Here is a 19,803-nt window from a genome sequence, read left to right as displayed (position 1 = left end):
AGTGCACACGTTCATCCAGATTCGGGTATGTGACAGGTATTTGCGGTTCACACGAACTTTCGGTTCGTTACGTCTTCACCGTACAACACGCAAATTGTTTGGGTGTTATATGGTCAAGCCTCACGGGCAATTAGTATCGGTTAGCTCAACGCCTCACAGCGCTTACACACCCGACCTATCAACGTCGTAGTCTTCGACGGCCCTTCAGGGGAATCAAGTTCCCAGTGAGATCTCATCTTGAGGCTAGTTTCCCGCTTAGATGCTTTCAGCGGTTATCTATTCCGAACATAGCTACCCGGCAATGCCACTGGCGTGACAACCGGAACACCAGAGGTTCGTCCACTCCGGTCCTCTCGTACTAGGAGCAGCCCCTCTCAAATCTCAAACGTCCACGGCAGATAGGGACCGAACTGTCTCACGACGTTCTAAACCCAGCTCGCGTACCACTTTAAATGGCGAACAGCCATACCCTTGGGACCGGCTTCAGCCCCAGGATGTGATGAGCCGACATCGAGGTGCCAAACACCGCCGTCGATATGAACTCTTGGGCGGTATCAGCCTGTTATCCCCGGAGTACCTTTTATCCGTTGAGCGATGGCCCTTCCATACAGAACCACCGGATCACTAAGACCTACTTTCGTACCTGCTCGACGTGTCTGTCTCGCAGTCAAGCGCGCTTTTGCCTTTATACTCTACGACCGATTTCCGACCGGTCTGAGCGCACCTTCGTACTCCTCCGTTACTCTTTAGGAGGAGACCGCCCCAGTCAAACTGCCCACCATACACTGTCCTCGATCCGGATAACGGACCAGAGTTAGAACCTCAAGCATGCCAGGGTGGTATTTCAAGGATGGCTCCACGCAGACTGGCGTCCACGCTTCAAAGCCTCCCACCTATCCTACACAAGCAGGCTCAAAGTCCAGTGCAAAGCTACAGTAAAGGTTCACGGGGTCTTTCCGTCTAGCCGCGGATACACTGCATCTTCACAGCGATTTCAATTTCACTGAGTCTCGGGTGGAGACAGCGCCGCCATCGTTACGCCATTCGTGCAGGTCGGAACTTACCCGACAAGGAATTTCGCTACCTTAGGACCGTTATAGTTACGGCCGCCGTTTACCGGGGCTTCGATCAAGAGCTTCGCTTTCGCTAACCCCATCAATTAACCTTCCGGCACCGGGCAGGCGTCACACCCTATACGTCCACTTTCGTGTTTGCAGAGTGCTGTGTTTTTAATAAACAGTCGCAGCGGCCTGGTATCTTCGACCGGCATGGGCTTACGGAGTAAATCCTTAACCCTCGCCGGCGCACCTTCTCCCGAAGTTACGGTGCCATTTTGCCTAGTTCCTTCACCCGAGTTCTCTCAAGCGCCTTGGTATTCTCTACCCAACCACCTGTGTCGGTTTGGGGTACGGTTCCTAGTTACCTGAAGCTTAGAAGCTTTTCCTGGAAGCATGGCATCAACCACTTCATCATCTAAAAGATGACTCGTCATCAGCTCTCGGCATTAAGACCCCGGATTTACCTAAGATCTCTGCCTACCACCTTAAACTTGGACAACCAACGCCAAGCTGGCCTAGCCTTCTCCGTCCCTCCATCGCAGTAACTAGAAGTACAGGAATATTAACCTGTTTCCCATCGACTACGCTCTTCAGCCTCGCCTTAGGGACCGACTAACCCTGCGTCGATTAACGTTGCGCAGGAACCCTTGGTCTTTCGGCGTGGGAGTTTTTCACTCCCATTGTCGTTACTCATGTCAGCATTCGCACTTCTGATACCTCCAGCAAGCTTCTCAACTCACCTTCACAGGCTTACAGAACGCTCCTCTACCGCGCATCTTGCGATGCACCCGTAGCTTCGGTGTATGGTTTGAGCCCCGTTACATCTTCCGCGCAGGCCGACTCGACTAGTGAGCTATTACGCTTTCTTTAAAGGGTGGCTGCTTCTAAGCCAACCTCCTAGCTGTCTAAGCCTTCCCACATCGTTTACCACTTAACCATAACTTTGGGACCTTAGCTGACGGTCTGGGTTGTTTCCCTTTTCACGACGGACGTTAGCACCCGCCGTGTGTCTCCCACGCTGACACTTCCAGGTATTCGGAGTTTGCATCGGTTTGGTAAGTCGGGATGACCCCCTAGCCGAAACAGTGCTCTACCCCCTGGAGTGATACGTGAGGCGCTACCTAAATAGCTTTCGAGGAGAACCAGCTATCTCCGAGCTTGATTAGCCTTTCACTCCGATCCACAAGTCATCCCCTACCTTTTCAACGGGAGTGGGTTCGGTCCTCCAGTCAGTGTTACCTAACCTTCAACCTGCTCATGGATAGATCGCCCGGTTTCGGGTCTATACCCAGCGACTAAAACGCCCTATTAAGACTCGCTTTCGCTACGCCTTCCCTATACGGTTAAGCTCGCCACTGAATATAAGTCGCTGACCCATTATACAAAAGGTACGCAGTCACCTAACAAAGTAGGCTCCCACTGCTTGTACGCATACGGTTTCAGGTTCTATTTCACTCCCCTCTCCGGGGTTCTTTTCGCCTTTCCCTCACGGTACTGGTTCACTATCGGTCAGTCAGTAGTATTTAGCCTTGGAGGATGGTCCCCCCATATTCAGACAAAGTTTCTCGTGCTCCGTCCTACTCGATTTCACTTCAAAGAACCTTTCACATACGGGGCTATCACCCACTATGGCCGCACTTTCCAGAGCGTTCTGTTAGATTCAAAGAAGCTTAAGGGCTAATCCCCGTTCGCTCGCCACTACTAAGGGAATCTCGGTTGATTTCTTTTCCTCAGGGTACTTAGATGTTTCAGTTCCCCTGGTTCGCCTCTTACACCTATGTATTCAGTGCAAGATACCTAACTTATGCTAGGTGGGTTTCCCCATTCAGAGATCTCCGGATCAAAGTCTGTTTGCCGACTCCCCGAAGCTTATCGCAGGCTACCACGTCTTTCATCGCCTCTGACTGCCAAGGCATCCACCGTATGCGCTTCTTCACTTGACCATATAACCCCAAGCAATCTGGTTATTGTCTCGAACGTGAAGACGACATTCGCCGAAAATTCGCGCTTGAACTCGCAAATTTTACCTTGACTTGAATAATCACCAGTGAAAGAGATTATTCAGTCTACTTCTATCACATACCCAAATTTTTAAAGAACAGTTCTGGCACAAAGACCAGACATCAATGTTCGTTCATCTTGAACATTCATGTCTGAGCTTTCGACGATTAATGGTGGAGCCAAGGAGGATCGAACTCCTGACCTCCTGCGTGCAAAGCAGGCGCTCTCCCAGCTGAGCTATGGCCCCATCGGATCAGCAGCACACCACAACAATTGGTGGGTCTGGGCAGATTCGAACTGCCGACCTCACCCTTATCAGGGGTGCGCTCTAACCAACTGAGCTACAGACCCAATCGTCTAACCAGTGAATCAAGCAATTCGTGTGGGAGCTTATGAAGAAGCTGAGATCTTCGATTAAGGAGGTGATCCAGCCGCAGGTTCCCCTACGGCTACCTTGTTACGACTTCACCCCAGTCATGAATCACTCCGTGGTAACCGTCCCCCTTGCGGTTAGACTAGCTACTTCTGGAGCAACCCACTCCCATGGTGTGACGGGCGGTGTGTACAAGGCCCGGGAACGTATTCACCGTGACATTCTGATTCACGATTACTAGCGATTCCGACTTCACGCAGTCGAGTTGCAGACTGCGATCCGGACTACGATCGGTTTTATGGGATTAGCTCCACCTCGCGGCTTGGCAACCCTCTGTACCGACCATTGTAGCACGTGTGTAGCCCTGGCCGTAAGGGCCATGATGACTTGACGTCATCCCCACCTTCCTCCGGTTTGTCACCGGCAGTCTCCTTAGAGTGCCCACCATAACGTGCTGGTAACTAAGGACAAGGGTTGCGCTCGTTACGGGACTTAACCCAACATCTCACGACACGAGCTGACGACAGCCATGCAGCACCTGTGTTCCGATTCCCGAAGGCACTCTCGCATCTCTGCAAGATTCCGGACATGTCAAGGCCAGGTAAGGTTCTTCGCGTTGCTTCGAATTAAACCACATGCTCCACCGCTTGTGCGGGCCCCCGTCAATTCATTTGAGTTTTAACCTTGCGGCCGTACTCCCCAGGCGGTCGACTTATCGCGTTAGCTGCGCCACTAAGATCTCAAGGATCCCAACGGCTAGTCGACATCGTTTACGGCGTGGACTACCAGGGTATCTAATCCTGTTTGCTCCCCACGCTTTCGCACCTCAGTGTCAGTATCAGTCCAGGTGGTCGCCTTCGCCACTGGTGTTCCTTCCTATATCTACGCATTTCACCGCTACACAGGAAATTCCACCACCCTCTACCGTACTCTAGTCAGGCAGTTATGGATGCAGTTCCCAGGTTGAGCCCGGGGATTTCACATCCATCTTACCAAACCACCTACGCGCGCTTTACGCCCAGTAATTCCGATTAACGCTTGCACCCTTCGTATTACCGCGGCTGCTGGCACGAAGTTAGCCGGTGCTTATTCTGTTGGTAACGTCAAAACAGCAAGGTATTAACTTACTGCCCTTCCTCCCAACTTAAAGTGCTTTACAATCCGAAGACCTTCTTCACACACGCGGCATGGCTGGATCAGGCTTTCGCCCATTGTCCAATATTCCCCACTGCTGCCTCCCGTAGGAGTCTGGACCGTGTCTCAGTTCCAGTGTGACTGATCATCCTCTCAGACCAGTTACGGATCGTCGCCTTGGTAGGCCTTTACCCCACCAACTAGCTAATCCGACCTAGGCTCATCTGATAGCGCAAGGCCCGAAGGTCCCCTGCTTTCTCCCGTAGGACGTATGCGGTATTAGCGTTCCTTTCGAAACGTTGTCCCCCACTACCAGGCAGATTCCTAGGCATTACTCACCCGTCCGCCGCTGAATCCGGGAGCAAGCTCCCATCATCCGCTCGACTTGCATGTGTTAGGCCTGCCGCCAGCGTTCAATCTGAGCCATGATCAAACTCTTCAGTTCAATACTGCTTGGGTTTTGAGAAAACCCTAAACTTGGCTCAGCAATCGCATGCTCTATTTAAAGAGCTAAAACTCTCGAATTCACGAGTGTTACTTGCGTTGCTGATAATCAGTCGATCATCAGTCTTACATCACAAGCACCCACACGAATTGCTTGATTCAACTTGTTAAAGAGCGTTTGGCTGAGGCTTTCGTCTCAACCGAGGCGCGCATTCTACGCTAACCTCATCTTTCGTCAAGCTTTATTTTTCGAAAATTTCTTTTCTACTCAATCGCTTGTGCTTCAGCGAAGGAAACCTTCTCATCAGCGGGAGGCGCATTCTACAGCGATCAAACTCACTGTCAACCACCTCGGCGATCTTCTTTTCAGCTCGCTGCCGGAGCAGCTAATGAAGAGCGGCAAGTGAATCACCTGCCTGACCACCACCCTCAACTTCGAATCTTTGTAAGTACTTGATTTTCAAGTTCTTTCAGCGCTTCGTCGCTGGGAGTGGTGCGCATTATAGGGAGTTTAAATCGGCCGTCAACGACTAATTTAAACTTTCTTCACTCAGCGACCAGGGAGACGCGAGCGAAAGCCTTCTTGCCCGCCTGCAGGACGTGGGTAGCGCCCACCTTGAAGACAAAGCTGCGATCCACAGCCTCACCATCCACCCGCACACCGCCGGACGACAGCAAGTCGCGAGCGACAGCCGAGTTCTTCACCAGGCCTGCCTTATTAAGGACAGCACCAATGGGCAGGTCTTCCGCAGCGGCGACCTCCACTTCCGGCAGGTCTTCCGGTAGCTCGCCCTCTTTCAGGCGGTTGCCAGCGGACTTGTGCGCGGAAGCGGCCGCTTCGTCACCATGGAAGCGGGCTACGATTTCTTCCGCCAGCTTGATCTTGATGTCGCGCGGGTTGGCGCCAGCCTCGACGTCTTTCTTGAAGCCCTCGATCTCTTCCATGGAGCGGAAGCTGAGCAGCTCGAAGTAACGCCACATCAAAGTATCCGGGATGGAGACGAGCTTGCTGTACATGACGCCCGGCGCTTCCTGGATGCCGATGTAGTTGCCCAGCGACTTGGACATCTTCTTCACGCCGTCCAGGCCTTCGAGCAGCGGCATGGTCAGAATGCACTGAGGCTCCTGCTCATAGGCACGCTGGAGCTCACGCCCCATCAGCAGGTTGAACTTCTGGTCGGTGCCGCCGAGCTCGACATCCGCACGCAATGCCACCGAGTCGTAACCCTGAACCAGCGGATAGAGGAACTCGTGAATGGCGATGGACTGATTGCTGGCATAGCGTTTGCTGAAATCATCGCGTTCCAGCATACGAGCAACGGTGTACTGGGAAGCCAGACGAATGAAATCAGCGGGGGAAAGCTGGTCCATCCAGGTGGAATTGAAGGCTACTTCGGTCTTCGCGGGGTCGAGGATCTTGAAGACCTGGGCCTTGTACGTCTCGGCGTTGTCGAGAACCTGCTCGCGAGTGAGGGGTGGGCGGGTAACACTTTTCCCGCTGGGGTCACCGATCATCCCAGTGAAGTCGCCGATCAGGAAGATCACCTGATGGCCCAGCTCCTGGAACTGACGCAGCTTATTAATAAGGACGGTGTGCCCCAGGTGCAGGTCGGGAGCGGTCGGGTCGAAGCCGGCCTTGATACGCAGGGGTTGGCCGCGCTTGAGCTTCTCGATCAGCTCGGCCTCCACGAGAATTTCGTCTGCACCGCGCTGGATCAGCGCCAGCTGCTCTTCGACCGACTTCATTGCAGGTTCCTGTACGTTGCGAATTGCGAAAGGGAACCAACGATACAAGAACAGGCACTAAAAACAAGTTTTGCCCAGCGCCAGAGGACAGGACGTCAGAAGCCCGACATCAGGGTTGCTTCAGAGGGAATTTGGTTATATTTTAGGCAGTTATTTCACATTCCAAAAACACCACTCACGCCATGACGCAATCCGATCAGAAAGCGCCGTACTACCCGAAGAGCCATCTGCTGGCCGCAAGCGGTGTAGCAGCGCTCCTCAGCCTGGCTCTGCTGGTGTTCCCCTCGGCCGAGGTCGAGGCGAAGAAGACCACGCTCAATCTCGAGCTGGAAAACAGCACCGAGCAGATCCTTCAGGAAAAAGACGATCTTCGACCCAACGCGGTCACGGAAGACGACGGCTCTTCGCCTTTTGCACAGATAGAAGGTCAGCCGGACAACCAGAACAGCGCCGGAAAAGACGCGGACAAGAAGAACGATCTCGCCGATTCGAACCAGCAACCCTCCCCCTCCGCTTCCGCAGATCCTGCGTGGAAAAGCGTGACCGTGGGCAAGGGCGACACCCTTTCTACCGTGTTCGCGAAGGCCGGCCTGCCGGCGAACGTCGTGCACGACATGCTTGCCGCCAGCAAGGACGCCAAGCAGTTCACCCGTCTTGATATCGGCCAGGACGTGGACTTCCTCATCGACACCAAGGGCGAGCTGCAGGGTCTGAAGGTCAAGCGCAGCGACCTGGAGACCATCAGCCTGAACAAGTCCGCCAAGGGCTATGACTTCAAGCGCGACCTGGTCAAACCCTCGGTCCATGCGAACTATGCCCACGGCCGCGTAGACAGCTCGCTGTTCGTCGCAGGCAAGAACGCCGGACTGTCCCACGACCTGATCATGTCGATGGCCAACATTCTCGGCTACGACATCGACTTCGCCCAGGATATTCGCGAAGGCGATTCGTTCGACGTGATCTACGAATCCCAGCAGGTGCAGGGCAAGCAGGTCGGTACCGGCAGCATCCTTGCGGTGCGCTTCGTCAACCGCGGCAAGGAATACACCGCGGTGCGCTACACCAGCAAACAGGGCAGCACCAGCTACCTGCGCGCCGATGGCAGCAGCATGCGCAAGGCGTTCATCCGCACTCCGGTGGACTTCGCCCGTATCAGCTCGCGCTTCTCTATTGGGCGTTTCCACCCGATCCTGAACAAGATTCGTGCACACAAGGGCGTGGACTACGCGGCGCCTATCGGTACACCGATCAAGGCGACCGGCGACGGCAAGATCCTCGAGGCCGGCCGCAAGGGCGGCTACGGTAACGCCGTGGTGATCCAGCACGGCCAGCGCTACCGCACCGTGTACGGCCACATGAGCCGCTTCGCCAAGGGCATCCGCTCCGGCGTGGCGGTGAAGCAGGGCCAGATCATCGGCTACGTCGGCATGACCGGCCTTGCCACCGGCCCGCACCTGCACTACGAGTTCCAGGTCAACGGCCAGCATGTCGATCCGCTGAGCGCCAAGCTGCCGACGGCTGATCCGCTGTCCGGTCCGGAGCGCAAGCGCTTCATGGCACAGGCGCAACCGCTGATCGCGCGCATGGACCAGGAGAAGGCGACCTTCCTGGCCCTGAACAAGCGCTGAGTCATGCCGCTCTACCTGGGTGTGATGTCCGGTACCAGTCTCGACGGGCTGGACATCGCCCTGATCGAGCAAGGCGAGCAGACTACTCTGCTCGCCTCCCACTACCTCCCCATGCCTGCGGCGCTGCGTGCCGACCTTCTGGCACTCTGCTCTCCCGGCCCTGACGAAATTGCCCGCTCCGCCCTCGCGGAAAACAGCTGGGTACGCCTGGCCGCCCAAGGCATCAACGAACTCCTCGCCCGCGAGAAGCTGAGCACCAGCGCCATTCGCGCCATCGGTAGCCACGGCCAGACCATTCGCCATGAACCGCATCTAGGCTTCACTGTGCAGATCGGCAACCCGGCACTGCTCGCCGAGCTGACGGGCATCGACGTAATCGCCGACTTCCGCCGCCGCGACGTAGCCGCCGGCGGCCAGGGCGCACCGCTGGTACCCGCCTTCCACCGCGCGTTGTTCGGTAGCGATGGTCGCGAATGCGCCATCCTCAACGTCGGCGGCTTCAGCAACGTCTCGCTGCTCAGTCCTGGCAAGCCGGTTCGCGGATTCGACTGCGGCCCCGGCAACGTCCTGCTGGATGCCTGGATCCAGGAGCAGCGCGGCGAAGCCTATGACCGCGACGGCGCCTGGGCTGCCAGCGGCAGCATCGATCAGGCGCTATTGCAGAAAATGCTGGCCGATGACTTCTTCGCCGCCAAAGGCCCGAAAAGCACCGGACGCGAGCGCTTCAACCTGAACTGGCTGAACGCAGTCCTCGCCGGGCACGACCCGGTGAAGGTCGAAGACGTGCAGGCAACCCTGCTCGAACTGACCGCACAAAGCATCGCTGCAGCACTATTGGACGCGCAGCCCGGCTGCGAGGAAGTGGTGGTTTGCGGTGGCGGCGCCTTCAACGCGACACTGATGCAACGACTGGCCGCGCACATGCCGGGCGCCAGCGTGATCAGCAGCCTCGAGCGCGGCGTACCGCCGGAATGGATGGAGGCGATGGCCTTCGCCTGGCTGGCCCATCGCTTCTTTGAACGCGAGCCCGGCAACTGCCCGGAAGTCACGGCCGCGCCGGGGCCCCGTATCCTCGGCGCGCTCTACCCCGCCTGAATCCGACGCACAAACAAAAACGCCGCGCATCTGCGCGGCGTTTTCGATGCTACGGCATCAGATCGAGAAGGACTGACCGCAGCCGCAGGTGGTCGCTGCGTTCGGGTTCTTGATGACGAACCGCGAACCTTCGAGGCCTTCCTGGTAGTCCACTTCCGCACCGGCGAGGTACTGGAAGCTCATCGGATCGACCACGAGGTTGACGCCGTCGCGCTCGACGATGGTGTCGTCGTCCGCGGTGTCTTCATCGAAGGTGAACCCATACTGGAAGCCCGAACAGCCACCGCCCGTGACGAACACCCGCAGCTTGAGGCGCGGGTTGCCTTCTTCGTCGATCAGGTTCTTCACCTTGTTCGCAGCGCCTTGCGAGAACATCAGCGGAGTGGGGGTGAAGGTTTCGATGGTCATGGTGAAAACTCTCCCGGCCGAGGCCGTACGTTACAACATTGCGGACCATTATCCGCTTACCCCAGAAAAACGGTCAACTAATCCGACTCATCCATTGGTCCAGATCAATCGACCGCCTTCCGGGGCAGTCTTTCCTTACGGCAGCAGCGCGACGTTGGACAGGCCCAGGTGCTCGTCCAGGCCGAACAGGATGTTCATGTTCTGGATCGCCTGGCCGGATGCACCCTTCACCAGGTTGTCGATGACCGAGAGGATCACCACCAGGTCGCCGCCCTGCGGACGGTGTACCGCGATGCGGCAGACGTTGGCGCCGCGCACGCTACGGGTTTCCGGATGGCTGCCAGCCGGCATCACGTCGACGAACGGCTCGTTGGCGTAGCGCTCTTCATACAGCTTCTGCAGGTCGACGCCACGGTCAGCGACACGTGCGTACAGGGTCGCGTGAATGCCACGGATCATCGGGGTCAGGTGCGGCACGAAGGTCAGGCCGACATCGCCCTTGGCTGCACGACGCAGGCCCTGACTGATTTCCGGCAGGTGACGGTGACCTTTCACCGAGTAGGCCATCATGCTTTCACCGGCTTCGCAGAACAGCGAACCGACCTTGGCACCACGGCCAGCACCGCTGACGCCGGATTTGCAGTCAGCGATCAGCTGGCTGGCATCGGCCAGGCCGTTCTCCAGCAGCGGGATGAAACCGAGCTGGGTAGCGGTCGGGTAGCAGCCGGGAACGGCGATCAGGCGAGCGGACTTGATCGCCTCGCGATTCACTTCCGGCAAGCCGTAGACGGCTTCGGGGAGCAGTTCCGGCGCGCCGTGCGGTTGGCCGTACCACTTGGCCCACTCCTCCGCGTCCTGCAGCCGGAAGTCCGCGGACAGGTCGATCACCCGGGTACCGGTCGCCAGCAGTTCGCCGGCCAGTGCGTGGGCCACGCCGTGCGGGGTGGCGAAGAACACCACATCGCATTCGCCCAGACGCTTCACGTCCGGCACGCTGAAAGCCAGGCCGTCGTAGTGGCCTCGCAGGTTCGGGTACATGTCGGCGACTTTCACGCCCTCCTCGGAACGCGAGGTAATCACCTCGACGCGAGCCTGGGGATGCTGTGCCAGCAGGCGCAGCAGTTCCACGCCCGTATAACCCGTACCGCCTACGATACCGACCTTGATCATCTGCCTGTCACTCCACCTATGGGACCAAATTCAGGGGCAGCCATGATATGAGCCGCTGCCCCTGCTGAACAGAGCGAATGCACGCAGGTTTAAGGGCCTTTGGTCGGAGCCAGGGTTTCCTGCATCTGACGAGCGAGCGCGTGATAGATCGGCAGCGGGTTCAGGCGCGCCGATACACCACTGGCCAGCAGCGTCGCGGCGAGGATAGGGATCAGCATGTCCGGGCTATGGGACATCTCCACGGTGATCACCGTGGCGGTGAGCGGCGTGCGCGTGACCCCGGCGAGGTAGGCGGACATCCCCAGCAGCGCCACTGCCGGCAGGCTTGCGCCGGGGATCAGCGGCGTCAGCCAGGGTGCCAGACTGGCGCCGACGGTGAGCGAGGGCGAGAACAACCCACCCGGGATGCCGGCGATGAAGGAGATCACGTTGGCGATGAACTTCCACAGGAGGAAGTCATGCCCCACCACCGGCTGCCCCTCGAGGATGGACCGGGTCTCGGCGTACCCGGTGCCGAACACATGTTGCCCGGACAGCAGGCCGAGCAACGCCAGCACCAGCCCGCAGGCAGCGGCGAAGCGGATCGGCCAGCGCCCGCGCAAGCGGCTGATGAAGCTGAGCGGACCGCGATGGGTCGGCAACACGAGCCGGCAGTAGAGGCCGCCAAGCAAGCCCCCGAGCACTCCGCAGGCCACCACGGCGATCCACGCCGGGCCCAGGGGCATGCTTTCCGAGAGACGACCGAAATAGCTGTAACTGCCCATCAGGCCGAGCGTAACCATGCCGCCGAGCAGGACGGCGGTGAGCACCAGCCCGCTGAAGCGTTGCTCGAAGGTGCGGCTCAGTTCCTCGATGGCGAAGACCACCCCGCCCAATGGCGTATTGAAGGCGGCGGCGATACCTGCCGCACCGCCGGCGATGATCAGGCCGGACACCGTGCGCTTGTCATAGAGCCCCAGGCGACGGCCAAGCGAGTACATCAGGGCCGCGCCGATATGCACGGTCGGGCCCTCGCGGCCGGCCGAGGCGCCCACCAACAACGCCATCAGAGTCATCGCCAACTTGCCCACGGCAATCCGTACTGACAGCAAGGCATTGCGTGTGCGGCTGCTGCGTTGCTCCAGCGCCACGATGACCTGTGGAATGCCGCTGCCACGGGTGTTCTTCAGCGCTCCCTGGGTCAGCCAGACCAGGCCGGCGAAGCCCAGCGGGCAAAGCAGCCACGGCCACCACGGACTATGCGCGACCACGCCGCGGAAGGTCGCGCTGGCGAGGTCAGCCAAGTGGGCGAAGGCCAGTGCCACCAGGCCCACCAGCAACGCACCGAGCCAGAACGCCAGGTTGCGCCGCCACTGGCGCAGCAATGGGTGTCGCGCCAGTGGGCGCTTGGGGACGGTACGAGCGGACAGATCACCAGTCGGCTCGCTGGAACTCTCCGGCGGTACAGGTTCTGACATGGATACGAAGCCGGGCATCTTCCGGATGCCATGCGGCGCGCGCGGCAAACAGCCACGGACGGAAGAGCTCAGTGTAATAGACGCAGGGATGACGCCATTGCACGGCGCCACTACTATCGGCTCACCGTGATCCGAGGAAGTCCCGATGCTTTACCTGTGGTTGAAAGCCTTTCACATCATTGCCGTGGTCTGCTGGTTCGCCGGCCTCTTCTATCTGCCGCGACTGTTCGTCTATCACGCCATGAGCGAGGACGCCGCCAGCCGCGAGCGCTTCTGCATCATGGAGCGCAAGCTGTACCGCGGCATCATGGGCCCGTCGATGATCCTCACCATCATCCTCGGCGCCTGGATGCTCTACCTCAACCCGACCTGGCTGACCCAGGGCTGGATGCACGCCAAGCTGACCCTGGTGGTCCTGCTGATCGGCTACCACCACGCCTGCGGCGCCATGCTCAAGCGCTTCGCCCGTGGCGAGAACGGCCGCAGCCATGTGTTCTACCGCTGGTTCAACGAAGTGCCGGTGCTGTTCCTGATCGCCATCGTGATCCTGGTGGTCGTCAAACCCTTCTGACCCCGACAAGGAGACTGTCATGTCCCTGCCCGCCCTGCTCGACCGCCGCCTGCGCATTCCCCTGGTGGCGGCACCGATGTTCCTGGTCTCCAACCCGCAACTGGTGCTGGCCTGCTGCAAGAGCGGCATCGTCGGCAGCTTCCCGGCGCTGAACCAGCGCGAGAGCAGCGGCTTCAAGGCCTGGCTGGAAGAGATCGAGGCCGGGCTGGCCGCCGACCCGCAGGCCGCGCCCTATGCGGTGAACCTGATCGTCCACAACACCAACCCGCGCCTGCAGGAAGACCTCAAGCTCTGCGTCGAGCACAAGGTGCCCATCGTCATCACCAGCCTGGGCGCGGTGCGCGAAGTGGTGGATGCGGTGCACAGCTATGGCGGCCTGGTGTTTCATGACGTCACCACCCGCCGTCATGCCGAGAAGGCGGCGGAAGCCGGTGTCGATGGCCTGATCGCCGTGGCGGCCGGCGCCGGTGGTCACGCCGGCACCTGGAGCCCCTTCGCGCTGGTCGCCGAAATCCGTCAGTTCTTCGACAAGACTCTGCTGCTGGCCGGCTGCATCAACCACGGCCACGAAATTCTTGCGGCCCAGGTGCTGGGCGCCGACCTCGCCTACCTCGGCACTCGCTTCATCGCCACCCGCGAGAGCGCCGCTTCCGAGGACTACAAGCACATGCTGCTCAACGCCCGCGCCGCCGACATCATCCACACCCCCGCCGTTTCCGGCGTGCCAGCCAGCTTCATGCGCCAGAGCCTCGAGGCCGCCGGCTTCGACATGCAGAGGCTGAACGACAAGGGCGCGCTCGACTACGGCGAGAAGCTCAAGCCGGTCAGCGACGAGGCCAAGGCCTGGAAGACCGTATGGTCCGCCGGCCAGGGTGTCGGCGATATCCGCGACCTGCCCGCAGTGGGCGAGCTGATCGCGCGGCTCGACCACGAGTACCGCCAGGCGCTGACCCGCAGCGCCGGCCTGTCCAACCAACTGCTGGTCTGAGCTGCGGCACCGCTCACGATATATCCGCCGGGGCCGCTTGTTGGCCCCCGGCGGCCCGATTACGCTGTAGCGATTCCAACATAGCCAGAAGACAAGGATGCCCCGATGGATCAATCCCGCTTCAAGATCGTGTTCGACGGCGCGCTGATGCCGCAGACCCCCCTGGAAACCGCCAAGGAAAATCTCGCCCGACTGTTCAAGAGCGACGCCTCGAAGATCGAAGCACTGTTCAGCGGCCAGCCGGTCGTTCTCAAGCGCGACCTCTCCGGCGATGAAGCCGACAAGTACCTGCGCGCCCTCCATGGCGCCGGCGCCAACGCCCGCAAGGAAGCCGAAGGCGGTGCCGGTTTCAGCCTGGTAGAGACCGATGACCACCCCAGCGAAGCGACGCTGGCCGCCCGCGCTGCTGGCGAAAGCATGAGCAACGAGCGGATGACCTGCCCCAAGTGCGGGCATGAGCAGACAACCGCCAACGAGTGCAGCGCCTGCGGCATCGTCATCGAGAAGTACCTGGCACGCCAGGCCGAACTCGCGGCCAACCCGGCGCCCACCGTGGCGGCCACGACTCCGAGCGCGACGCCCCCCCCTTATGCGCCGCCCCAGGCCAAGGTCGGCGAAGACCTGCCGGAGTTCGGCGAACTGAAAGTCCGCAGCCTCTCCGGCCGGATCGGTCGCGTGCGCTACCTCGGCTGGTCCGCTGCGCTGTCCTTCATCGTCTTCGGTGCCTACCTGGTCGCCAGCCTGCTGATGGCCGTCTCGATGCCCCTGGGCGTGGTTGCCATCGCCGCAGTAGTCATCGCGGCCATGGTCTTCAGCGTACCCATCGGCGTACAACGCCTGCATGACCTGGGCTGGTCCGGCTGGCTCTGGCTCGCCCTGCTGGTGCCCTTCGTCAACGCCGTCCTCAGCCTGCTGATGCTGTTCATGCCCGGCGAGCAGACTACCAACCGCTTCGGCCCGCCGCCGCCGCCCAACAGCACCGGCGTCAAGGTCCTGGCCTTCTCCTGGCTGCTGTTCCCGGTGTTTGGCGGTATCCTCGCCGCCATCGCGATCCCGGCCTACCAGAGCTACGTTGAGCGCGCCCAGGCAGCGCAGACCTCGCAGTACCAGCAGGGCGACGAAGCTGCCGATCCGGCGGCCACCGCGGAGCCCTCCGACGGCGACTTCAGCAGCGGCGACACCGAAGGCGGCGACTCGGATCAGTAATGCAACAACCCGTGGCGGGCGTGGTCGAACGCCACCCCGTCACAGAGACTCGTGAATGCCTCGTTTTGCCCTCATCACCGGCGCTTCCAGCGGTATCGGCCTGGCCCTGGCCGAAGCCCTCGCCCGCCGCGGCCAGGCACTGATCCTGGTGGCGCGCCAGCGCGATGCACTGGACAGCGCCGCCTGCGAGTTGTCTCAGCGTTTCGGGGTGGAAGTGCTGTTCCGCGTCTGCGACCTGTCCGAACCGCTGCAGATCTCCGGCCTGCTGCACGAACTGGAACAGAGCGGGCGGCAGATCGAGCTGCTGGTGAACAATGCCGGCGTCGGCACTTCCGGCGCCTTCATTGACCAGGACTGGTCCCGCGAGCAGGAACTGCTGGAGCTCAACGTCCTGGCCCTGGCGCGCCTTTGCCACGGCATCGGCGCGATGATGGAGCGCACTGGCGGCGGACGGATTCTCAACGTTGCCTCCATGGCCAGCCTGCTGCCCGGCCCATGGATGAGCAGCTACTACGCCAGCAAGGCGTTCGTGCTGCATTTCTCCGAAGGTCTGCGCGAGGAACTCAAAAGCCGCGGCATCAAGGTCTCGGTGCTGTGTCCGGGGCCGACCCGGACGGCCTTCTACCGCAATGCCGACCTGCACCTGGGCAAGCTCGACGACGGCAAGCGCGTCATGACACCCGAGGAGGTCGCCTTTCTGGCCGTGAAAGCGCTGCGCCGCGCACCCGCGCTGATCATCCCTGGCTGGCGCAACCGCCTGTTCGCCTGCGGCGTGCGCCTGCTGCCACGCTGGGTCATGCGCAAGCTGGCCGGGCGCATCAACCGCCTTGCGCTGGCAGACTGAGCGCGCACTGGGCGCACCTCCATCCATAGCGCTAAACTCCTCCGCCTACCCACCTGCTGGCCGGAGGAACGTTTCGTGGACTGTCTGTTCTGCAAGATCGTCGCCGGGGATATCCCCGCGAAAAAACTCTATGAAGATGACCAGGTGATCGCCTTCCATGACATCGGCCCGCAGGCACCGGTGCACTTCCTGGTGATCCCGAAGAAGCACGTGTCCACCCTCAACGACCTGACCGAGGCGGACACGCCGCTGGCCGGGCACATCCTCTTCACCGCCCAGCGGCTGGCGAAGGAGCAGGGCTGCGACGAGGGCTTCCGCGTGGTGATGAACTGCAACGACCTGGGCGGCCAGACCGTTCACCACATCCACATGCACGTGCTGGGTCAGCGCCAGATGCACTGGCCACCGGGCTGATCGGGTAAAAGAAGCTGCGCGCACCTCGGCAAGACCTGTCATCCGCCATCCGGTAAACTGCCGGGCGAATGTTCCTACTCGGAGGTGCGCCATGTCCGCCGACCGTCACTACTCCCCCGCCGACCGTTTCCTGCTGCAGGCCGATGCCGCGCTGCGCACACTGCTGCCCTTCAGCGGTCACCCGGGACGCCCGTCCCCCGCCATCGTCCAGCCCGACAGCCACCTCAGCGACACCGATGCCCGCCATGTTGCCGGACTGATGCGCATCAACCATACCGGCGAGGTCTGCGCCCAGGCGCTGTACCAGGGCCAGGCGCTGACCGCCAAGCTGCCGAAGGTGCGCAAGGCCATGGAGGAGGCGGCTGACGAAGAAGTCGACCACCTCGCCTGGTGCGAACAGCGCATCCGCGAACTGGGCAGCCGCCCGAGCGTGCTCAATCCGATCTTCTACGGCCTGTCCTTCGGCGTTGGCGCCGCCGCCGGACTGATCAGCGACCGCGTCAGCCTGGGCTTCGTCGCCGCCACCGAGGATCAGGTGTGCAAGCACCTGGACGAGCACCTGGCGGAAATCCCCGCCGAGGACCAGAAGTCCCGCGCCATTCTCGAACAGATGCGCGAGGACGAGGAACACCACGCCACCAGTGCCATCGAGGCTGGCGGCCTGCGCTTCCCGGCGCCGGTGAAGTTCGGCATGACGCTGCTGTCCAAGGTGATGACCAAGTCCACCTACCGGATCTGATCCGGCCGGCAACGAAAAAGGGCGCCCACCGGGCGCCCTTTTTCATCGTACGGAAGATCAGCGCGGCATGTTGCGCGCGTAGAAGATCTCCAGCATTTCGTGCCGTACGCGTTCTTCCACCTGCTTGCGCTGCTCAGGCGACAGGTTGCTGGTCGCATCGCCGAACAGGTAGTTGTCCAGGTCGAACTGCTTGAGCAGCATCTTGGTGTGGAACAGGTTCTCCTGGTACACGTTCACGTCGGTCATCTGATAGGCCTCGTACGTGTCGTCGGAGAGATAGTTCTGGATCGAGTTGATCTCGTGGTCGATGAAGTGCTTCTTGCCTTCCACATCGCGGGTGAAGCCGCGCACGCGGTAATCCACGGTGACGATGTCCGAATCGAACTGGTGGATGAGGTAGTTGAGCGCTTTCAGCGGCGAGATGACGCCGCAGGTCGACACATCGATGTCCACCCGGAAGGTCGCGATGCCTTCCACCGGATGAATCTCCGGATAGGTGTGCACGGTGATATGGCTCTTGTCGAGGTGCGCCAGGATGGTTTCCGGTAGCGGCCCCGGGGATTCCTCGATCTGGCTGTCGGTCGGGGTGACCGGCTGCTCGGAGATCAGGATGGTTACGCTGGCGCCTTGCGGATCGTAATCCTGACGGGCGATGTTCAGGATGTTTGCGCCAATGATGTCGACAACATCGGTGAGGATCTGCGTGAGACGTTCAGCATCGTATTCTTCGTCGATGTACTGCACGTAGGCCTGCTGGTCTTCAGGCGTCTCGGCATAGCAGATGTCATAGATATTGAAGCTCAAGGTCTTCGTCAGGTTGTTGAACCCGTGGAGCTTGAGTTTGCTTTTCACCGTGGGAAAACTCTCATCAAATGCGGCTCTGCCGCGTGGTTGAGCATGCCCGTCAGATGCGTACGGCGGCACCTGCGTAGGACGGTTTACACCTCTTCGCGATGGCGATTGTGGTTGCTTGGTTTCGGGCCGGATGGCCCTGAAAAAAGGTGGCGCATTATGCAGAGGTCAGGCGACCTCTGCCAGAGTTTGCGCACCCTTGATGATGAAAGGATGAAGGGGGCTGTCAGCCCAGTTCCACGATCTCGTAGTCGTGGGTGATCTCGACGCCAGCGCGACCGAGCATGATCGAGGCAGAGCAGTATTTCTCGGCCGACAGCTCGACCGCGCGCTTGACCTGCGCTTCCTTCAGGCCACGGCCCTTGACCACGAAATGCACGTGGATCTTGGTAAACACCTTCGGGTCTTCGTCGGCGCGCTCGGCTTCGAGGAAGGCTTCACAGCTTTCCACCGGCTGGCGGCCCTTCTTCAGGATGCTGACCACGTCGAAGTTGGTGCAACCGCCCAGGCCGAGCAGGAGCATTTCCATGGGGCGCACGCCCAGGTTGCGGCCACCGGCGTCTGGCGGCCCGTCCATCACCACGACGTGGCCGCTGCCGGATTCACCGAGGAACATCGCCTCGCCCGCCCACTGGATTCGCGCTTTCATTGCAAGGAACTCCGCCGAAAAAAAGGGGCGACAGCTTATCACAGGCCCCTAGCACGCCCAGTGGGAGCGATGGCTGTTACCCAAGTCTCATTTCCACACGGCAAGTATGCATTTATCACTTAAGCTGGCGCCGGTTTACTGGCACACTCTCAGAAATTGCCTACACGAACGTTCCAGACTTCCGATTGCTGGTAACACGTCGTCTGTTAAGCTCTTGCTGATTTACGTACATGCAAGACTGCTCAGCAAGGCAATCATGCCGCCCTGGGGATCGAGGGGGATCGCGCCAGGGACGCACGGCACTAAAGCTGAACATAAAAAATCATTAGCGCCTGTTGTGCAAAGGCCACTCTTTCTACTTTCCGGGACTCGGGCATGGTAGCTATTACCCTCACACCCAAAATCAAGAACCTCGACAAGTTGCTCGCGCACTGTCATCGCCGCCGCTTCACCGCCAAGAGCACCATCATCTACGCCGGTGACCGCTGCGAGAGCCTGTTCTTCATCATCAAGGGGTCGGTGACCGTCCTGATCGAGGATGACGATGGCCGCGAGATGATCATCGGTTACCTCAACACTGGCGACTTCTTCGGGGAGATGGGGCTCTTCGAGAAGGAAGGCAGCACCGGCCAGGAGCGTAGCGCCTGGATCCGCGCCAAGACCGAATGCGAAGTCGCCGAGATCAGCTACGCGAAGTTCCGCGAACTGAGCCAGCAGGACCCGGAGATTCTCTTCACCCTGGGCAGCCAGATGGCGGACCGCCTGCGCAAGACCACGCGCAAGGTCGGCGACCTGGCCTTCCTCGACGTCACCGGTCGCGTCGCGCGCACCCTGCTGGACCTGTGCCAGCAGCCGGACGCCATGACCCACCCGGACGGTATGCAGATCAAGATCACCCGCCAGGAAATCGGCCGCATCGTCGGCTGCTCCCGCGAGATGGTCGGACGCGTGCTCAAGAGCCTGGAAGAACAGGGCCTGGTGCACGTGAAAGGCAAGACCATGGTGGTCTTCGGCACCCGCTGAAGA

The 19,803-nt window shown here is 60.2% G+C and carries 15 protein-coding genes, 2 tRNA genes and 2 rRNA genes; 9 read left to right on the top strand and 10 right to left on the bottom strand.

Going from position 1 to position 19,803, the window contains the following annotated elements:
* Nucleotides 1-109: 109 nt before the first annotated feature.
* From IB275_RS03030 to tyrS, 5 genes are all read right to left on the bottom strand, one after another.
* A 23S ribosomal RNA gene (locus tag IB275_RS03030) occupies nucleotides 110-3,001 on the bottom strand.
* A 229-nt stretch (nucleotides 3,002-3,230) separates the two neighbouring features.
* Nucleotides 3,231-3,306: transfer RNA gene (locus IB275_RS03025), tRNA-Ala, on the bottom strand.
* 27 nt (nucleotides 3,307-3,333) lie between these two features.
* Nucleotides 3,334-3,410 (bottom strand) — tRNA-Ile (locus IB275_RS03020).
* A 64-nt stretch (nucleotides 3,411-3,474) separates the two neighbouring features.
* Nucleotides 3,475-5,011 (bottom strand): 16S ribosomal RNA (locus IB275_RS03015).
* The 16S and 23S rRNA genes sit together here with 2 tRNA genes alongside, the layout of an rRNA operon.
* Nucleotides 5,012-5,556: 545 nt before the next feature.
* Nucleotides 5,557-6,756: a tyrosine--tRNA ligase gene (tyrS, locus tag IB275_RS03010; RefSeq protein ID WP_192296206.1), complete on the bottom strand. Its 1,200-nt coding sequence runs from the start codon at nucleotides 6,754-6,756 to the stop codon at nucleotides 5,557-5,559.
* Nucleotides 6,757-6,938: 182 nt separating this feature from the next.
* On the opposite strand from tyrS, the gene IB275_RS03005 reads away from it, so the two are divergent.
* Both IB275_RS03005 and IB275_RS03000 read left to right on the top strand, forming a co-directional pair.
* Nucleotides 6,939-8,384 carry a peptidoglycan DD-metalloendopeptidase family protein gene (locus IB275_RS03005; protein WP_192296207.1) on the top strand — a complete coding sequence of 482 codons (1,446 nt, stop codon included), beginning with the start codon at nucleotides 6,939-6,941 and terminating at the stop codon, nucleotides 8,382-8,384.
* A gap of 3 nt (nucleotides 8,385-8,387) precedes the next feature.
* Nucleotides 8,388-9,479, top strand: a complete 1,092-nt coding sequence (locus IB275_RS03000; protein ID WP_192296208.1) for an anhydro-N-acetylmuramic acid kinase — start codon at nucleotides 8,388-8,390, stop codon at nucleotides 9,477-9,479.
* Between the two features lie 57 nt (nucleotides 9,480-9,536).
* Here the strand turns inward: IB275_RS03000 and erpA are convergent, their stop codons facing one another.
* From erpA to IB275_RS02985, 3 genes are all read right to left on the bottom strand, one after another.
* Nucleotides 9,537-9,887, bottom strand: coding sequence for an iron-sulfur cluster insertion protein ErpA (gene erpA / locus IB275_RS02995; RefSeq protein WP_045212604.1), 351 nt, complete (start codon nucleotides 9,885-9,887; stop codon nucleotides 9,537-9,539).
* 135 nt (nucleotides 9,888-10,022) lie between these two features.
* On the bottom strand, nucleotides 10,023-11,057 hold the full coding sequence (gene argC / locus IB275_RS02990) for an N-acetyl-gamma-glutamyl-phosphate reductase (protein ID WP_045212607.1): 1,035 nt from the start codon (nucleotides 11,055-11,057) through the stop codon (nucleotides 10,023-10,025).
* 89 nt (nucleotides 11,058-11,146) lie between these two features.
* Nucleotides 11,147-12,514, bottom strand: coding sequence for a chloride channel protein (locus tag IB275_RS02985; RefSeq protein ID WP_225607893.1), 1,368 nt, complete (start codon nucleotides 12,512-12,514; stop codon nucleotides 11,147-11,149).
* Nucleotides 12,515-12,659: 145 nt separating this feature from the next.
* Here IB275_RS02985 and hemJ point away from each other — a divergent pair, with 145 nt between their 5' ends.
* The 6 genes from hemJ to coq7 all read left to right on the top strand — a co-directional run bounded on the left by hemJ (nucleotide 12,660) and on the right by coq7 (nucleotide 17,276).
* The gene (hemJ, locus tag IB275_RS02980; RefSeq protein ID WP_192296209.1) at nucleotides 12,660-13,085 is read left to right on the top strand and encodes a protoporphyrinogen oxidase HemJ; all 426 of its coding nucleotides are present in this window, start codon (nucleotides 12,660-12,662) and stop codon (nucleotides 13,083-13,085) included.
* Between the two features lie 19 nt (nucleotides 13,086-13,104).
* Entirely contained in the window at nucleotides 13,105-14,073 is a 969-nt protein-coding gene (locus IB275_RS02975; RefSeq protein WP_081520751.1) for an NAD(P)H-dependent flavin oxidoreductase, read from the top strand.
* A 105-nt stretch (nucleotides 14,074-14,178) separates the two neighbouring features.
* Nucleotides 14,179-15,279: a DUF805 domain-containing protein gene (locus IB275_RS02970; RefSeq protein WP_192296210.1), complete on the top strand. Its 1,101-nt coding sequence runs from the start codon at nucleotides 14,179-14,181 to the stop codon at nucleotides 15,277-15,279.
* Nucleotides 15,280-15,334: 55 nt separating this feature from the next.
* Nucleotides 15,335-16,123 (top strand): SDR family NAD(P)-dependent oxidoreductase, encoded by a 789-nt coding sequence (locus IB275_RS02965; RefSeq protein ID WP_192296211.1) that lies wholly within the window; start codon nucleotides 15,335-15,337, stop codon nucleotides 16,121-16,123.
* A gap of 75 nt (nucleotides 16,124-16,198) precedes the next feature.
* Complete coding sequence (locus IB275_RS02960; RefSeq protein WP_192296212.1) at nucleotides 16,199-16,537, top strand: histidine triad nucleotide-binding protein; 339 nt, start codon at nucleotides 16,199-16,201, stop codon at nucleotides 16,535-16,537.
* A gap of 91 nt (nucleotides 16,538-16,628) precedes the next feature.
* Nucleotides 16,629-17,276, top strand: a complete 648-nt coding sequence (coq7, locus tag IB275_RS02955) for a 2-polyprenyl-3-methyl-6-methoxy-1,4-benzoquinone monooxygenase (RefSeq protein WP_192296213.1) — start codon at nucleotides 16,629-16,631, stop codon at nucleotides 17,274-17,276.
* Nucleotides 17,277-17,333: 57 nt separating this feature from the next.
* On the opposite strand, the gene speD is transcribed toward coq7, so the two are convergent.
* Nucleotides 17,334-18,128 (bottom strand): adenosylmethionine decarboxylase, encoded by a 795-nt coding sequence (speD, locus tag IB275_RS02950; RefSeq protein WP_192296214.1) that lies wholly within the window; start codon nucleotides 18,126-18,128, stop codon nucleotides 17,334-17,336.
* Between the two features lie 226 nt (nucleotides 18,129-18,354).
* The gene (locus IB275_RS02945; RefSeq protein ID WP_015475289.1) at nucleotides 18,355-18,777 is read right to left on the bottom strand and encodes an OsmC family protein; all 423 of its coding nucleotides are present in this window, start codon (nucleotides 18,775-18,777) and stop codon (nucleotides 18,355-18,357) included.
* A 375-nt stretch (nucleotides 18,778-19,152) separates the two neighbouring features.
* Between IB275_RS02945 and crp the strand changes: the two genes are divergently transcribed.
* Nucleotides 19,153-19,800 (top strand): cAMP-activated global transcriptional regulator CRP, encoded by a 648-nt coding sequence (gene crp / locus IB275_RS02940; protein WP_024763566.1) that lies wholly within the window; start codon nucleotides 19,153-19,155, stop codon nucleotides 19,798-19,800.
* The last annotated feature ends 3 nt before the right edge of the window (nucleotides 19,801-19,803 follow it).

Origin of the sequence: Pseudomonas sp. PDM21, assembly GCF_014852505.2 — a bacterium.
Classification (GTDB): Bacteria; Pseudomonadota; Gammaproteobacteria; order Pseudomonadales; family Pseudomonadaceae; genus Pseudomonas.
This window is presented reverse-complemented; position numbering and strand designations above follow the sequence as displayed.

Excerpts from the sequence above, each read along its gene's own strand:
- tyrS (WP_192296206.1), bottom strand. The coding sequence starts at position 6,756 with ATGAAGTCGGTCGAAGAGCAGCTGGCGCTGATCCAGCGCGGTGCAGAC.
- IB275_RS02975 (WP_081520751.1), top strand. The coding sequence starts at position 13,105 with ATGTCCCTGCCCGCCCTGCTCGACCGCCGCCTGCGCATTCCCCTGGTG.
- IB275_RS02965 (WP_192296211.1), top strand. The coding sequence starts at position 15,335 with ATGCCTCGTTTTGCCCTCATCACCGGCGCTTCCAGCGGTATCGGCCTG.
- IB275_RS03000 (WP_192296208.1), top strand. The coding sequence starts at position 8,388 with ATGCCGCTCTACCTGGGTGTGATGTCCGGTACCAGTCTCGACGGGCTG.
- erpA (WP_045212604.1), bottom strand. The coding sequence starts at position 9,887 with ATGACCATCGAAACCTTCACCCCCACTCCGCTGATGTTCTCGCAAGGC.
- coq7 (WP_192296213.1), top strand. The coding sequence starts at position 16,629 with ATGTCCGCCGACCGTCACTACTCCCCCGCCGACCGTTTCCTGCTGCAG.
- crp (WP_024763566.1), top strand. The coding sequence starts at position 19,153 with ATGGTAGCTATTACCCTCACACCCAAAATCAAGAACCTCGACAAGTTG.
- IB275_RS02970 (WP_192296210.1), top strand. The coding sequence starts at position 14,179 with ATGGATCAATCCCGCTTCAAGATCGTGTTCGACGGCGCGCTGATGCCG.
- IB275_RS02985 (WP_225607893.1), bottom strand. The coding sequence starts at position 12,514 with ATGTCAGAACCTGTACCGCCGGAGAGTTCCAGCGAGCCGACTGGTGAT.
- hemJ (WP_192296209.1), top strand. The coding sequence starts at position 12,660 with ATGCTTTACCTGTGGTTGAAAGCCTTTCACATCATTGCCGTGGTCTGC.
- IB275_RS03005 (WP_192296207.1), top strand. The coding sequence starts at position 6,939 with ATGACGCAATCCGATCAGAAAGCGCCGTACTACCCGAAGAGCCATCTG.
- IB275_RS02945 (WP_015475289.1), bottom strand. The coding sequence starts at position 18,777 with ATGAAAGCGCGAATCCAGTGGGCGGGCGAGGCGATGTTCCTCGGTGAA.
- argC (WP_045212607.1), bottom strand. The coding sequence starts at position 11,057 with ATGATCAAGGTCGGTATCGTAGGCGGTACGGGTTATACGGGCGTGGAA.